Below are 15316 nucleotides of genomic sequence, written 5' to 3'. Positions count from 1 at the left end.
GGGTGCGGTGGTCGGTGGACGGGCGGGTCGGGGCTGCGGTGGCCGCGGCCCGGTAGGGCTTCAGTGGCGGGGGTCGAGGCGGACTCCGGCGCGTTCGCGGTCCAGGCGCAGTTCGGCGCGGAGCATCCGGCTCAGCGGTCCGGCGAGGCGGCGGACGAGGGCGTCGGTGGACTCGGCGGGGGCGGGCCCCGCCGGGGGCGGGGGTGCGGGGGCCGCGGGCGCGGCCGCAGCCGGGGCGGGTGCCGGCTCCGGCGCACCGGCCCCCGGCGGGTCCGGCTCCCGCTGGACGGCGGGGGTCCACACCATGGGGACGGGGACGGGGGCGGAGACCTCGGGCTCGGCCTCGCGCTGCACGGAGGTGGCGGGGGAGGCGGCGGGGGCGGCCCCGAACCCCGACCCGAGCCCGGACCCGAGCCCGGACCCGAATCCCGGTCCGGCCCCCGCTCCAGCCCCGAGGCCGAGCGCGGATCCGGCGCTGAACCCCGACCCTGACCCGGGGCTGAACCCCAGGCCCGGGCCGGACCCCGGGCCGAGCCCTGGGCCCGACCCCGCGCCGGCGCCGGGACCGAACCCGTGGGACGAGCCCGGTCCCGACCCCGTGCCGACGGCAGGGCCGGGACCCAGGCCCAGGGCGGAGCCCGGGCCGGAGTGCGAAGCGAAGCCGGGCCCAGGGCCGGAGCCGAAGTCCGGCCCGAGGCCGGAGCCGAAGGCGGAACCGAGCCCCGGTCCGAGGGCGCGTCCCGGTCCAAGCTCGGGGCCGGGTCCGGTCGCGGAGGGTGAGGGCCGGCCGGACTGTTGGGTCGGTGGCGCGACGGTCCGCTGTACGGCGGCGGGGGGCGTGGCGGCCGGGGCCCACGTCACGGGCACGGCGGCCGGGGCGGCGGGGGCCACCGCCGCCCACCCGGGACCGCCCTGCCCGCCACCCACGCCCGACCTCAGCGCCCGTTCCCCCACCAGCCCGGTCCCCGGCCCGGTCAGGGCCCGCTGCACGGGCGCGGAGAGCGGTACGACCGGCATCGGGCCGAGCGCGGGTTCGGGTGCGGGATCGAGGCGTACGGACTCCAAGTCGGCCCCGGTATCCGGCCGTACGGGATCCAGGCCGGGTCCGGGGGCAGGGCGCGGGGCCTCTGCACCGGGCTCCGGACCGGACTCCCAGCCCGTGCCCGCGCCGGTGTCCGCGCCCATCCCCGAGCCGGGGCCCGGCCCGGCCGCCGGGTCGAGTGCGGCCTCGGCCGGGATCCCGTTGCCGAACCCGGGGCCGGTCCCGGAGCCGGTGCCTGGTCCGGGGACGGAGTCGAAGCCGGGGTCCGCGCCGGAGCCGGAGCCGGGGGCGGAGGTGGTGTCCGGCGGCGGGCCGGATGCGGACTCCGGTACGGCGCGCAGCGGTGCCCCCAGCCCGAGGCGGCGGCCACCGGCCTCGCGCTGCACGTAAACGGGCCGCACCTCCCGCTGCACGGACGGCCCCCGCCCCGCCCCCGAACCCTCCGGCAGCTGGGCCAACGGCGCGCCCAGACCCGGCCTGCGGACCTCGCCCTCCCCGACGGGACGTACGGGCGCTTCCCCGAGCAGCGGACGCTCCGCAGGAGTGGGCAACACGGCACCCGCGTCGGACCGCTGCACCGACGGCCCCGGCCCCACCCCCGAACCCCCCGAACCCTCCGGCAGCTGGGCCAACGGCGCGCCCAAGCCCGGCCTGCGGACCTCGCCCTCCCCGACGGGACGTACAGGCGCTTCCCCGAGCAGCGGACGCTCCGCGGGGGTGGGCGGGGCGGATCGCTGGACGGCGAGGCCGCCGTCCGAGGCTGTTGCGGACCCTGGGCCGCTGCCGGCCGCCTCGGGCTCGAACGGCGGCCGCCGGGTCGCGGGGCCGGAACCGGGCGGCCGGCCCGTGCCCTGTGTGTCGCTGTCGCCCGCACCGGACGACCGACCGGTGTGCGCCGTTGCGTTCGCACTGCCGTCCGCGAGCCGCTGCACGGGGTGCCCGGGGTCCGGGGCGGCGGACCGGTACGCGGTGGCGGGGAGCGTGCGCAGGAGCGGGAGTTCCACGGCGCGGGCCACGGTCAGCGGCGGCTGGAAGGTCGGCATGGGCCGGGGGCCGTGGTCCGGCTGCACCACGGGCAGGCCGGGGGGCGCCGGCCGCCGCTGGACGGGGACGACGGGCATCTCGGCGGCGGCCGGGGGCTCCGGCGGGGCCGGTTGGCCGGTGGCCGGGTGCGGGGGACCGAGGGTTGACGCGTCGGTGGGCGGCGGGAATTCCGGGCCCGGGCCGGGGCCCGGGGTGCCGGCCGCCGACCGCGGCGCGGGGACTTCGGGGCTCCGCCCTGCACCCCGCGCCTCAAGCTCCCCCGGACTCCGTCCGCTGGGACCTCCTGCCGAGGCCTGAATCGCCCCGGCTCCACCGCCGAGCACGTCCCGCTGGACGGCGTCGGCCTGCCCTGGGACGCCCGTGGTCGCCGTCTCGCCTGCCAGAGGTGCGCCGAACGGCTCGTACGCGCCCGGGAGTTGCAGCCGGGCCACAGGCAGCGGCGTTCCGGTGGAGCCGAGTTCCGACAGGGCGGGCAGACCCAGGCTTTCGGGACTCCGCCCCGCACCCCGCGCCTCAAGCTCCCCCGGACTCCGTCCGGGGGGACCCCCAGGCGAGGCCGGAATCGCCCCGGCTCCACCGCCGAGCACGTCCCGCTGGACAGCGTCGGCCCGCCCTGGGACGCCCGTGGTCGGTGTCTCGCCTGCGGGGGGTGCGCCGAACGGCTCGTACCCGCCCGGGAGTTGCAGCGGGGCCACAGGCAGCGGCGTTGCTGTGGAGCCGAGTTCCGACAGGGCGGGCAGACCCAGGCTTTCGGGACTCCGCCCCACACCCCGCGCCTCAAGCTCCCCCGGACTCCGTCCGGGGGGACCCCCTGCCGAGGCCGGAATCGCCCCGGCTCCACCGCCGAGCACGTCCCGCTGGACGGCGTCGGGGGTCCGGGGGCGGAGCCCCTGGGGGGACTCGGCCGGGGCGAGGATGCCGTGGAGGATGCCGCCCGGAGCGGACTCGCTCACCTCGTGGCCCAGCGGCCGCGACAGCAGCGGGCTCTGCCAGGAGGCGAGACCCGCCCCGAACGCAGCCGCATCCGTGAGGAGTTCCGGTGCCGCGAACGTCAGCCGCTGCACCGGCAGGTGCCGCCACTCCCCCGTCGGCCGAGCCGCAGCCGGCTCAGCCTCACCCCGCACCTCCGCCGGAGGCACCGGCCCCCGCAGCCACCCCCGCAGACCCTCGAACACCCGCCCTCACCGCCCCCCGGCGCCCACGCCCGCACCCGCGGCCCCCGCCGCCCGGTTCAGGCGGGCGATCTGGTCCACGTACCGGCGGCGCTCCCCGTGCTCCAGGTCCAGGATCGCGTCCATCGCCCAGTGGAAGTGGTAGGCCACGTACGCGACTTCGCCGTACAGGTCGTCCGTCGCGTACGTCACGATTCCCCCAGGCGGCCACCGCCCGCCAGGTCCACCGCGAACGGTGTGGCGCACGAGGGGCAGGTCACCTGGGCGCGGGTGTGCCCCTCGGCGTTGATCCGGCGGTAGAAGTCCTGGAGGAAGGCGAGGTCCGAGGCGAACAGGTCCTCGATCACGCCCGCGTGCACGTCCGTGACCGTCCCGATCCGCTCCACGACCCGGCCGAGGAGCACCACCGACAGGTACGCAGGGTTCTCCCGCACCCGGTCGTCCCGCAGGGGCACGAGCTCGTCGCGGGCCGTGGCCAGCCGCATCACGCCCGTCCGGTGCACCTGCCCGGCCCCGTCCACGTACCCGCGGGGCAGCTCGAAGGCGAACTCGGTCCGCATCGACATCGACCCCGGGGCCGACGCCGACACCGGCGCGCCGTCGCGGGAGGAGGGCTCCCGCGCCCCCTCCCGTTCGCCCGCCCCCGCCGCCCCCGCCGCGTGCTGCTGCTGCGCGGCCTCCCGGGCCGCATGCGTCCGGCGCATCAGGCGATCACGCCACGTCCATCTGCTCGTACGTGATGACGAGTTTCTCGGTCAGGACGCTCGTGTCGCCCGCCTTGAGCGAGCTGATCTCCAGGCTCTTGGGCCAGGCGTTCACGAGGGTGTACCGCTTGATGGCCACGCCCTCGTAGTCGAAGACGATGATCGCGCCGCCCTTGCGCGCGGAGGCCATCTTCCCGAACCGGGCGTCCTTGATCCACTTCTCGAAGCTCTGGTCGGCGGTCAGACCGCGGGTCAGCGTGACCTCGCCCGCCTTCTGCCGGCCGGGCAGCTTCTTGATGACGTACTTGCCGTCGGCCGTGTTCTGCTTCAGCTCGATGACGTCCTGCTCCATCTTCAGGCCCGTCACCTCGTTGATCTGCTTGATCACGACACCGTCGATCTCCAGCCCGAAGGAATGGCCGACCGAGGTGTCCATCTCGGGAAGTGCCACCGCACAAACTCCGTTCGCTCGAACTGCTCGAACTGCTCGAACCGTTTGAACCGCTTGAACCGCTCGAAATGACTCACTCGTTCACGAGGCTGGTGCCGCCCGAGAACTGGGACAGCCGGAAGATCACGAACTCGGCCGGCTTCACCGGCGCGATCCCGATCTCGCAGACCACCTGCCCGGCGTCGATGCCCTCCGCCGGATTGGTCTCGCGGTCGCACTTCACGTAGAACGCCTCGTCCGGCGTCAGGCCGAACAGGGCGCCCTTGCGCCACTCGTTGACGAGGAACGCCGAGATGGTGCGCCGGATGCGGGCCCACAGCGCGTCGTCGTTCGGCTCGAAGACCACCCACTGGGTGCCGAGGAGGATCGAGTCCTCGATGTAGTTGAAGAGCCTGCGCACGTTCAGGTAGCGCCAGGCCGGGTCCGAGGAGAGGGTGCGCGCGCCCCAGACGCGGATGCCGCGGCCCGGGAAGGTGCGGATGCAGTTGACGCCGATGGGGTTGAGGAGGGTCTGCTCGCCCTTGGTGAGGTGCACGGCCAGGTCCACGGCCCCCCGCACGACCTCGTTGGCGGGTGCCTTGTGGACCCCGCGGGTCTGGTCGTTGCGGGCCCAGACCCCGGCCATCGCGCCGCTGGGCGGGACGAGGCGCATGTGGTGGGGCGCCGTGGGGTCGGCCACCTTGATCCAGGGGTAGTACAGGGCCGCGTACTTGGAGTCGTATCCGGCGCCGGTCATCCGCCACTCGCGGACCCGCTGCGGGGGCAGGGCGGGCAGCGGGTCGATGATCGCCACCCGGTTCCCCATCAGCTCGCAGTGCGCGATCATCGCGAGCTGTACGGCCTTCACGCCGTCCTCGTCGAGCGCGCCCTGCTCGTACGCGCTCATCAGGTCGGGGACGGCCAGCATGGTGACCTCGTCCACCGTCTCCAGGCCCGCGAACCCGGTCCGGTCCTCGGGGCTGCCCACGTAGTCCTGGGTGCCGATCCGGGCCGGGGCGGCGGGGGCCGGTACGGGGGCGGGGGCCGGGGCGAGGGCCACCGACTGGTTCTCGGGGCGGGGCACGGCCTGGGCGGGGCCCGCGTCCTCCAGGACGATCAGCCGGGACTTGTCGCGGACCACGGTCACGGCGTAGTTGCGCTGGCTGCGCTTGGCGGAGACCTCCCAGGTCTCCTCGGTGCGGTCGCCGCGCTTGACGGTCAGGGTGAAGGCGTCCTCGGCGGGCGACTCCCCTGCCGCGTCCGAGACCTCCACGGTCAGGCCCTCGCCGGTGCCCTCCTGGGCCGCGACCTGGAACCCGCCCAGGGCGCTGCGCGGCCCGGCCGGCAGGGCGGACCGGCCGCCGCGCTTCCCGGAGGCGGCGCGCGGCTCCTCCCCGGCGGCCGCGGCGCCGGTGCCGACCGCGGGTTGGGGGTCGGGGTCGGGGTCGCCGCCGACCCGTACGACGTAGCAGGTGCCGCCGCCGTTGAGGAAGTACGCGTAGACGGCGTGGGCCAGGTAGGAGCCGGCCGCGAAGCCGCCGAAGGTGAAGGTGAACTGGCTCCAGTTCGTCACCAGGGTGGGCTCGTCGCGGGGGCCCTGCGCCGCCAGCCCGACGAAGGCGGCCACGGCGGTCCCGACCCCCTCGATGGGGCGCGAGCCGGCCTCCACCTCTTCGACGTAGACGCCTGGCGACAGGTACTGAGGCATCCTGGCCCTCCCCTGGGACGTGACGGTCGCCCCCAGCCTCCGGCCTGGCCCCCCGAAGGTCATGACCTCCCGTACGGCCCCGGGGGAATCCCGCCGTGCCCCTTCGGGCAAACCCCGCGCTGAGCCCCCGTCCCCGCCTACAGGTCCTCGGGCAGGATCCGGAAGTGCGCGTACACCCCGCCGAGGGGCCGGAGCACCCGGAAGTCCCGGACGTCCCGCGTCAGCACGGCGTCGGTGGCGTATTCGGCGGCCACCGCCCCATTCACGGCGTCGGCGAGGTCGAGGTCCAGCGCGGCGTACCGCATGCGCACCGAGAGGGCCGCGTCCAGCACCTCGGGCGTGAGGGGCGCGAGCACCAGGCGGGATTCCCGCACCCGTGCGGCGAGTACAGGTCCTGTACCAGCTCCGCCGGTCCGCGAGCCGGGCCGGTCAGGCCGGCGTGCGGCGGGCCCGGGTGAGGATGCGGAGGGGGGCCAGGAGGCCGTAGCCGACGTCCTTGCGGAGGGCTCGGGGGCCGGCCTCTTCCACCTGGGTGAGCTGGTGGGACATGAGGTCCATCATCGTGCGGCCCACCGCGCGCAGGCCCGGATCGGCCAGGCCGATGACGTCTTCCGCGGCGGCGAGGGCCGCCCGGGCGCGGGTGCACTCGTCCGCGATGAGGGCGCGTACGGGCTCGGTGTCGCGGCCCTGTTCCAGGTCCTCGCGGGTCACGCCCAGGGTGGAGAGACGTTCCTGCGGGAGGCAGAGCCGGCCGCCGGCCAGGTCCCCGGCCAGGTCGGCGAGGAAGTCCACCCGCTGGGCGGCGTCCACGAACCGCCGCCAGCCGGCCGCCTGTTCCTCGTCGGGCCCGCCGCGGTACTGCACGCCGGTGAAGACGACGATGCCGGGCCAGGCGTAGGCGTCCAGGTACTCCTGGAAGTCGGCCTCGGTGCCGAAGCCGGTGAACTCCGCCTCCGCGCTCGCCGCCCCGGCCAGGAAGTCGTACACCCAGTGCTCGGGCAGCCCGCGGGCCGCGACGGCGTGCGCGTACGCCCGCAGCACCGGGTCCTCGCTGTCCCCGGACTCCAGGGCGTCGCCGACGCGTTCGGTGAGCAGCTTGAGCCCGGCGAGCGGCTCCTCGCCCTCGGCGGTGTCGTCCACGAGGTTCATGAAGGCCAGACCGGCCGTCAGGTACGGCACCAGCGGCGGGGCCGCCAGGAGCCGCAGGGCCAGGTACGGGGCCTGCTCGCGGCGCAGCACCCGCCGGGCGGCCGCCGTGTAGTCCTCCCGGACGTCGGATTCGGTGATCTCGGCGGCGGTGAGGGTGGCGCGCCAGCTGGGCACGGTCGGCGTCTCCTTGGCGGTGGACAGCGGTGGGCATGCCCCCGCCGGGGTGACCGGGACATGCCCACCGTACCTACCGGATCCCCGGTCGGCGCCCTCCGTCCTGCCGTTTTCCCGATCGGCGGCGCCTTCCGCGCGTACACTTGCCCGTTCGGCGTCAGTCGCTGTCAGTTCGGGGCGGTTTCGGGGAACGTTGGGTTCCCGGGTCACTGCACAGAGTCAGTACCGGCGGGCCCCGGCGGGCGCCGCACTCAGTTCGTGAAGCGGATGCTGACCGGGGTGCTGTCCTTCATCCCGGCCGGGGCGGCGGTGATCACCTCGTCCCACGCGCCGTGCGCGTCGGCCCGGTCCGAGCGGCCCCGCTCCCCGTCCTTCCAGCCGAGCATGTGGCCCACCTCCTCCTCCCGGTACAGCCGCCTGACCTCGCTGAAGTCGAGGACCGCGCGGACCTGCCGGCCGTTCGCCCGCGCGGCCATCAGCATGCCCTTCATCGAGCCGGAGCAGCCCTTGCAGGGCTCGAAGGTGCCGGTGACCTTCAGGTGGATGGCGGTCATCACCGCGCCGCCGGTGCCGCCGGTGACGTTCGCCAGCCAGTCGGTGATCTGCCGCTCGGCGTGCGTGGCGTGGTCGTTCGCGTTGTCGCCCTTGCCGATGTTCCACGACCGGACCATGACCTCGTTCCTGTCGAACCCGCCCACGCCCCGGCCCACTTCGCCGCGCGCCACCGAACCGCCCTGCGCGTCCCCGCGGCCCACCCGGAAGGACTCGCCCTGGTGCTGCGGTGCGTCGAGGCCGATCGTCGCGTTCTCGTGGGAGTCCCGCGTGTGGACGAAGTCCTTGTCGAAGGTGATCCGCGCCCGGGCGTTCACCATGGCCTTCCGGTCGCCCGCGTCCTTCGTCCTCTTCAGCCCCGGCGCGTCGGCCGCCGCCTTGCCCGGCCCGGCCGTGCTCACGATGCACCGGAAGTCGAGGTTCTTCACGCTGGTGCCGAGCCGCAGCTCCACCCACCGCCTCTCTCCCTCCCGCTGTACGACGACGGCGTCGAGCCCGTGCGTCTGCTTCAGCGCGGGCATCCGCGCCTTCAGGTCCCCGACCGAGGTCGCGGCGGAGCCCTGGGCGCGCACGTCCTTCGCCGCGGCCTCGACGGTGGCCGCGTTGCTCTTGGTGCCCTTGCTGCTCTTGCGCCGGACGCCCGGGTTCACCTGCCCGTCGATGGCCCACACGTCCCCGTCCGGCACGGCCTCCAGCTTCGTCATCCCGTACCGCACCCGGATGGCACCCAGCAGCGGGGTGATGGCGGCCTTGGCCACCCCGCGCCCGGGCAGGGCGTTGACCGCGCGCAGGGCCGCCGCCACGCCCTTGTCGAGGCGTGCCTGCTTGCCCTCCGGGGAGTCGTCCCCGCCGCGGACCTTGGCCTTCAGCTTGGACAGGACCTTCTGCCCGGCCCCCACGATCTTGCCGATGACCCAGTCCACGACCTTCATGACCGGGGCCTGGACCTTCTCCAGAATGGACTTGATCTTGGCGGAGATGCCGCCGAGGCCCAGCAGGCTCGCGAGGAAGTCCAGCACCACCGGGACCGCCTTGGCGAGGCTCTGCTCGATCAGGCCGGTGACCGCGCCGCCGCCCCCGCCCGCGATGGACTCGATCGAGTCGAGTACGGAGTCCACGAAGCTCTTGATCTGCGCGGCGCGGTTCACGAAGAACATCACAAGGTCGTAGATCGCCTTGCAGGCGCGCACGAAGGCGGAGGCCGGGTTCAGCAGGGAGACGATCCAGGTGATGCCCGCCGTGACGATCTTCTCGATCACGAAGTCCTTGATCGCGCCGATCACCGTGTCCTTGAGGTCGGACAGCTTCTCGACGACCCACTTCCACAGCCCGCCGATGCCCTCGCGCACCAGCACCTGCACCATCTCGAACCCGGTCTCCAGCGCCCCCATCGCCCGCTCGCCGATCCGGGCCACCACCCGGGCCCGGATGTTCGCCCAGGTCAGACCGAGGATCGACAGGATCAGCTTGACGATGCCCTTGGCGTCGAAGGTCTCCGGGATCTCGATGCCGCCCGCCGACAACTGCCCGAACAGCCACTGCTTGAGACCGTTTTTCAGGTGCTCGCCGATGCGTGCGGCGAAGCCCATGACCCCGCCCTTGACGGCGTTGACGAGGTTGCCGAGGAAGCCGATCGGATCCTTGATGATCTTGTCGATGGCCCCGGCCGCCCGGGCCAGCACCCCGAGCAACATGTCCTTCAGCTTCAGGACCGTCTCGATCGTGCCGGCCACCGCGTCCTTGGCCTTGCTCAGCAGGCCCTTGTTCTCCTCCTGGAGCTTCCTGATCTCCTCGTCGAGCTCCCCGCGCGCCGCCACGTACTTCTCGGCGAGGCCGTCCACCAGGCCCTGGGACTTCTCCGAGACCGCGGACTCCAGGGCCTGGAACTCCCCGCCGATCCCGTCCGCCGCCTGCTGGGCGAACTTCCGCAGGGAGGCGGGCTGTTCGGCCACCTTCGCCGCGATCTTCGCCTTGCCGTCGGCGATACGGGCGGTGGCGTCGCCCAGTCGCCTGCCGATGAGGTCGGCGATGTTCGAGATGCAGGCCTGCATCTCGCGCTCGTAGACCACCCGGGCCTCGGCGAAGATCTGCTGGGCGCGCGGCGGCGGGTCCAGCACGGCGTCCGCCAACCAGCGGGCCGCACCCGCCACCCCGGAGTACCGCTCGTCCTTCCAGGCCTTCATCTTGGTCTGGTGGTCGTGCTCGAACGCCGCCTTGGCCGCCTTCTGGCCGGCGTCGAAGGCCTTGTCCACCTCGTCGTCCAAGCCGCCCAGGATCGCCTCGACGTCCTTCTTCGTCGCGTCGAAGATCCCCTTGATCTCGCCGGCGACCCGGGCCCGCTCCCGCTCCTCCTGCGCCTTGGCCGCGCCCTGACCGGCCGCGACCTGCCGGCCCGCGCCCGCCTTGGCCGCCGTCATCGCCTGCATCCCGGCCGGGCCCGCGGCCGCCGCCCCGCCCTGCTCGGCGGCCACCCGGGCCTCCTCGGCGGCCCGGAACTGCGCGGGGGCGGTCGCGGCGTGGGTGTCGGCCTCCTTCTTCGCCTTCAGCGTCTCGGCGAACTGCTCCTCGTTCGACCGCGCCAGCTGGTCCGGGGTGACCTTCGCCTCCGCGAGCATGGCGTCGGTCTCCTTGGGGCCCGTACTCAGATCCGTCTGCTCGGGCGGGGCCTTCGCCACCGACGCGGCCTTCGGGTCGGGCGGGGCGGGGGCCGGCGGGGCCGGCTGCCCCGGGAGGGGGGTGACCGGCTTCTCCATGGCCTTCGACTCGTCCGGGGCCTTGGCGGTCTTCTCCGCGACGTCCTTGGCGGAGCCCTCCTTGCCGGCCTTGACCTGGCCGGCCACCTCACCCTTGACCTCGTCGGCCTTTCCCGACCGGGCGAACGTGTCCGCCTCGTCGAGGGTCTTGGGGGCCTTGGCGGCCATCGCCGCCGAGACGGCGGCGATGAAGGCCGCCTTGTCGAAGCCGGCCGGCTTCGCGGTGCCCATCTCCTGCGCCTGGGCGGCCTTGGCCTGGGCCTCCTTGTCGTCCCCCGGCGCCTGGGCCGCGTCCTGCGCGGCCTTCGCCTGTGACGTGGCGCTGGGGTGTGCGGCGAGGGTGCGCTTCTTGTTCCGCAGATCCTGCGCGACCTTCTTGAACCTGGGGTCGGTGGCGGGCGTGAGCCCTTGCGGCGCGACGGGAAGCTCCAGCCTCTGCACCGGGGCTCCGCCCCGGGGGCGGGGGGACAGCAAGGCGGCGAGGGCCGCGTTGCCGGCGCGGCCCTGGAGCCGCTGCACGGCGGCCGCGTCCAGCGCACGCTGCCGCACCGGCGCAGCAGCACCCTCGCGGCGCGGGCCCGCCGCACCCGATCCGCCCGCCGCCGCCGCAGACTTGCGTTCCGCCCCGGCCTTCATCCCGGCCTCCGCCGCCCCGCGCCCGCGCCGCCTACTCCGCCGGAGCCTCTTCCTCCTCGCCCTCCTCGGCCCGCTGCACCGGCGCGTCGGCCGCCCCGCCCTCCTCGGCCTCCCGCTGCACCGCGGCAGCGGCCGGCACGGCCGGGCCCTCGGCCTCCCGCTGGACAGGAGCCGCCGGTGCGGCCGCCACCGGCTCGGCCATCGCCCGTTCCGCAGTGGCCACCGCCTCCCGCTCGAAGCGGTCGCCGGGATCGCTGACCTTGATGCCGCCTTCGGCCTCGGTGCCGTCCACCGGCCCGGACCGCTGCTGCACCACGTGGGTCAATTCGTGCGCCAGCGTCGTGCGGCCCTGGTGCGAGCCCGGGTCGTACGCGTCCCGCTGGAAGACGATGTGCGAACCGACCGTGTAGGCGTGGGCGTTGACCGACTTGGCCGAGTCGTGCGCGGCCCCGTCCCGGTGCACCCGTACGTCACCGAAGTCGTGCCCGAGGCGCGCCTCCATGTCCCCGCGGACCTCCGGGTCGAGCGCCTCGCCGCCGGAGCCGACCACGTCGTGCACCGAGGAGCGCTGGACCGCGGCCGCCGCCCCCGCGTTGCCCAGGGCCCGCTGGAGCCGGAGCATCCCGCCGGGTCCGAGCACGTCCGCCCGCCCGTCCGCCGCGGCCCGCATCAGCAGCGCGTCGGGGGCACCCTCCGGCCCGGCCTTGGCCCGGGGTCCGGTCCCGGACTCCGTCTCCAGGCCGTGCTCGTGCTCGTGTCCGTGTCCGTGCATGTCCGTGTCCCCCTGTGAGCCCAGCGGGTAGCCCTCCCCACCACGATCCCGCCCCCACCCCCGCAGCGCAGCCCCTCCGAGTGCCCCTCAGGGGCACCCCTCCCTGCCCCATCAGGCAAGCCCCACCAGGGGCGCACCCCCAGGGGCGCGGGGAACTGCGCGACCAGCCACGCACGGCCCGCAGCCGCGCACCGACCGCCCCGCCCCGCCCCGCCCCGCCCCGGGCAAACCGCGCACGACCGCCCGGCACAGCGCAGCGCTACCGCACCACCCCCACCCACGCCCCGAACTCGCTCTCCAGGCACAGCCGCCCCAGCTTCCGGTACTCCCGGGCCACCGCCACCACCAGGTCCGTCATCGACACCGCCCGCTCCGCCTCCGCCGCCAGGTACGCGGCCGTCACCGCCGCCGAGCGGATGTCCCCGCCCGCCAGCTCGAAGGACCGGGCGCAGAAGCCGAGGTCGAGGTCGTCCCCGCGGGGCAGGGCGGGGCCCAGGCAGCGGTCCCACAGGGCGAGCCGCTGGTCCGCGTCCGGCAGCGGGAAGTCCACCACCAGGTCGAGCCGCCGGGTGAAGGCCTCGTCCAGGTTGGCCCGCAGGTTGGTGGCGAGGACCGCCAGCCCGTCGAAGGTCTCCATCCGCTGGAGCAGGTACGCGCTCTCCACGTTCGCGTACCGGTCGTGCGCGTCCTTCACCTCGGACCGCTTCCCGAACACCGCGTCCGCCTCGTCGAAGAGCAGCACCCCGTTGACCCCGGCCGCCTCCGTGAAGATCCGTTCGAGGTTCTTCTCGGTCTCGCCCACGTACTTGTCCACGACCGTCGCCAGGTCCACCGTGTACAGGTCCAGGCCGAGGGCCCCCGCGATGACCTCGGCCGACATGGTCTTGCCGGTGCCCGAGTCCCCCGCGAACAGGGCCATCACCCCGCGCCCGCGCCCGCCGCCCGGCCGCATGCCCCAGTCGCCGAGCACGGTGTCCCGGTGCCGGGCCCGGGCCGCCAGTTCCCGCAGCTGTCCGAGCACCGCGGGCGGCAGCACCAGGTCCTCCCAGCCGACCGCGGGACGGATCCGCCGGGCGAGGCGTTCCAGCCCGGACGTGTTCTGGGCCCGCGCCCCGCGCAGCAGTTCCCGGTCCCCCACCGGCCCGCCGGCCAGCAGCGCCTGCTGCCCGGCGGCCTCGGCGGCCCGCCGCATCTGCTCGGGGGTGAGCACGAACGCGGCGACCCGGCTCCCGGCCCCGCCCCCGAGCACCGCCCGCCACAGCGCGGCCCGCCCCGCCGCCCCGATCCGCCCGGTCTCCACTAGCAGCGGGGTGCGGTCCGACCACTGCGGGTCCCAGCCGGCCTGCCCGGTGAGCAGCACCGGCACCGGCAGCCCGGCCAGCCCGCGCAGCACCCCGACGTGTTCGCGCAGCGCCTCCACCGGGCCCGCGACCAGCCCGGCCCGGCCGAGCGCCGCCTCCCGCCCGGCCGCCGCGACGAGCTCCGCCGCGTCCGTACGCCCGGCCACCCGGCCCAGGTCCAGCACCAGGGCCCCGAGCCCGGCCGCGGCGAGGGCGTCGGCCGCCACCTCCCGGGCGGTGCCCCCGGCGGGCTCGCGCAGGTAGACGGGGGAGGCGGACCGGGTGAGGGCGTGGCCGAGCCGCCCGGGCAGGTCCCCGGCGACCTCCGCGGGCAGCGGCCCGTCCGGGGCCGGGCGCAGTACGTCGCACAGGGCGGGGTCCATGGCGTCGTCGCCGAGCAGGTGCCCGGCCACCCGGTCCGGCACCCGCAGGGACCGGCCCAGGAAGGGCCGTTCGGTTTCCTCCACGAGGAGCAGTCCGCGCCGTACGAGCGGTCCCTCGGGGGCGAGCCGGGCCCGGGCGGCCGCCGAGACGGCCGGCACCCCGCACAGGCCGAGGGCCAGCCCGATGGTCGGCCGGCGCCGGGTCACGTCGTCGTTCAGGTAGCCGTAGAGCTGCTCGAACCGCCGGTCCAGGTCGGGCGCGAGGGCGATCAGCAGCAGCTCGGTGTCCAGCTCCAGCAGCCCGAAGCGCTCCTGCACCCCGTACAGCCGCGAGCCCCCGTACGGCCGCGGGCCGCCGTACGGCCGCGGACCCCCGGCCGCCGCGCCGGCCCCGCCCGGGCCGCCCGGCTCCACGAAGTCCGGCCCGGCCGCGCCGAGGTCCGCCCCCGCCGAGCCCCCCGCACCCCCCGGGTCCGCCGGGTCCCCCAGGTCCGCCGGTTCCGCGGCCCCCACCGCATCCGGCCACGGCACCCGGTCCCCGCCCGGCTCGTCCAGGATCCGCTGCACCGCCTCGTCCGACAGGTACAGCCCCCGGAACGGGTCGTCCGCGTCCGGGTCCACCGCCCGCCGCTCCGCCACCGCCCGCCGCACCCGGGCCTCGACCCGCGCCAGCCGCCCCAGCAGGTACTCCATCAGCCGTCCGTCCTCCGCCGCCCCCGTGCCCGCCGCGGGCGCGGCACCGGACCGCCGGGCCCGCGGGCCCCTTCCCCGCCCCCGGCGCCCCCGTCCGCGCCCGCCCCCTCGTCCGCCGCGGAATCCGGCTCCGCCGCGGCCCCGGCCCCGGCAGCGCCGCCCTCCCCGCCCCGTTCCGGCCGCGGAGCGGCGATGTCCGACACCTTGGCCAGCAGCCCGTCCTCCACCGGCTTGCCCGCCTTCCACACCGGGGCCGTGGCCACCGGCGCGCTCACGACCACGTCCAGCGAGGGCTTCAGCTCCCCGCCCAGCGCCGACCACACGTCCGCGAACGCCCGGTCCTCCGGCGGCGGCAGCGCGATCGACACCGGCACCGGCAGCCCCACGGACCGGAGTTCGGGCCCGAGCCGGTCCTTCGGCAGCGCGTCGTGCCGCAGGAAGCAGGCCAACAGCGCCGACAGCAGCCGGTGTTCGTCCTCCGGCCGCTGGGTCCACGCGCTGATCAGGTACGACAGTTTGAAGTAGCGCGGCGGCAGGGTCCGGTGGGTGACCCGCCCGGCCTCGTCGTAGATGTTCTGCCGCCCGCGCGAGCGGCGCCGCATGTCCTCCCGGATGTCGTACAGGTACAGGTTGACCGTCGGCGTGTTGCGGCGGGCCGCCCACTCCCGGGTCGGCGCGTCGAAGACCACCTCGATCTCCGCGCCCTCCCCCACCGCCTCGGCCCGTACGAGCTCCCGCAGCGCCTCGTCCACCTCGTGAATCAC

The 15316-nt window shown here is 75.5% G+C and carries 10 protein-coding genes and 1 pseudogene; all 11 read right to left on the bottom strand.

The features are described 5' to 3' along the window. Positions 1-60 precede the first annotated feature (60 nt). The 11 genes and pseudogenes from ACZ407_RS11740 to ACZ407_RS11690 all read right to left on the bottom strand — a co-directional run bounded on the left by ACZ407_RS11740 (position 61) and on the right by ACZ407_RS11690 (position 15316). Complete coding sequence (locus ACZ407_RS11740) at positions 61-1455, bottom strand: hypothetical protein (protein ID WP_468127650.1); 1395 nt, start codon at positions 1453-1455, stop codon at positions 61-63. 1812 nt (positions 1456-3267) lie between these two features. Next, the gene (locus tag ACZ407_RS11735) at positions 3268-3450 is read right to left on the bottom strand and encodes a DUF6760 family protein (RefSeq protein ID WP_468127648.1); all 183 of its coding nucleotides are present in this window, start codon (positions 3448-3450) and stop codon (positions 3268-3270) included. Beyond that, entirely contained in the window at positions 3447-3824 is a 378-nt protein-coding gene (locus ACZ407_RS11730) for a hypothetical protein (protein ID WP_468128028.1), read from the bottom strand. Before ACZ407_RS11730 ends, ACZ407_RS11735 begins: the two co-directional genes overlap by 4 nt. Positions 3825-3969: 145 nt before the next feature. Next, positions 3970-4413, bottom strand: a complete 444-nt coding sequence (locus ACZ407_RS11725) for a phage tail protein (RefSeq protein WP_468127646.1) — start codon at positions 4411-4413, stop codon at positions 3970-3972. Between the two features lie 73 nt (positions 4414-4486). After that, entirely contained in the window at positions 4487-6100 is a 1614-nt protein-coding gene (locus ACZ407_RS11720) for a phage tail sheath family protein (protein WP_468127645.1), read from the bottom strand. A 137-nt stretch (positions 6101-6237) separates the two neighbouring features. Beyond that, a pseudogene (locus ACZ407_RS11715) lies at positions 6238-6432 on the bottom strand (VapC toxin family PIN domain ribonuclease); the annotation flags it as partial. Positions 6433-6529: 97 nt separating this feature from the next. Next, positions 6530-7423 carry a squalene/phytoene synthase family protein gene (locus ACZ407_RS11710; RefSeq protein ID WP_468127643.1) on the bottom strand — a complete coding sequence of 298 codons (894 nt, stop codon included), beginning with the start codon at positions 7421-7423 and terminating at the stop codon, positions 6530-6532. Positions 7424-7674: 251 nt separating this feature from the next. After that, a complete protein-coding gene (locus tag ACZ407_RS11705) occupies positions 7675-11364 on the bottom strand; it encodes a phage tail protein (protein WP_468127642.1) in 3690 nt (1229 codons plus the stop codon). 31 nt (positions 11365-11395) lie between these two features. Then, positions 11396-12136: an eCIS core domain-containing protein gene (locus tag ACZ407_RS11700; protein WP_468127640.1), complete on the bottom strand. Its 741-nt coding sequence runs from the start codon at positions 12134-12136 to the stop codon at positions 11396-11398. Between the two features lie 259 nt (positions 12137-12395). Next, a complete protein-coding gene (locus tag ACZ407_RS11695) occupies positions 12396-14552 on the bottom strand; it encodes an ATP-binding protein (RefSeq protein ID WP_468127639.1) in 2157 nt (718 codons plus the stop codon). Continuing rightward, positions 14552-15316, bottom strand: coding sequence for a Pvc16 family protein (locus ACZ407_RS11690; RefSeq protein ID WP_468127638.1), 765 nt, complete (start codon positions 15314-15316; stop codon positions 14552-14554). The genes ACZ407_RS11695 and ACZ407_RS11690 overlap by 1 nt, the downstream gene beginning before the upstream one ends.

Source organism: Streptomyces sp. NPDC030809, from assembly GCF_055572195.1.
The sequence above is the reverse complement of the archived record's forward strand: the minus strand, read 5'-3'. Positions and strand labels throughout refer to the sequence as shown.

Excerpts from the sequence above, each read along its gene's own strand:
- ACZ407_RS11720 (WP_468127645.1), bottom strand. The coding sequence starts at position 6,100 with ATGCCTCAGTACCTGTCGCCAGGCGTCTACGTCGAAGAGGTGGAGGCC.
- ACZ407_RS11700 (WP_468127640.1), bottom strand. The coding sequence starts at position 12,136 with ATGCACGGACACGGACACGAGCACGAGCACGGCCTGGAGACGGAGTCC.
- ACZ407_RS11730 (WP_468128028.1), bottom strand. The coding sequence starts at position 3,824 with ATGTCGATGCGGACCGAGTTCGCCTTCGAGCTGCCCCGCGGGTACGTG.
- ACZ407_RS11705 (WP_468127642.1), bottom strand. The coding sequence starts at position 11,364 with ATGAAGGCCGGGGCGGAACGCAAGTCTGCGGCGGCGGCGGGCGGATCG.
- ACZ407_RS11695 (WP_468127639.1), bottom strand. The coding sequence starts at position 14,552 with ATGGAGTACCTGCTGGGGCGGCTGGCGCGGGTCGAGGCCCGGGTGCGG.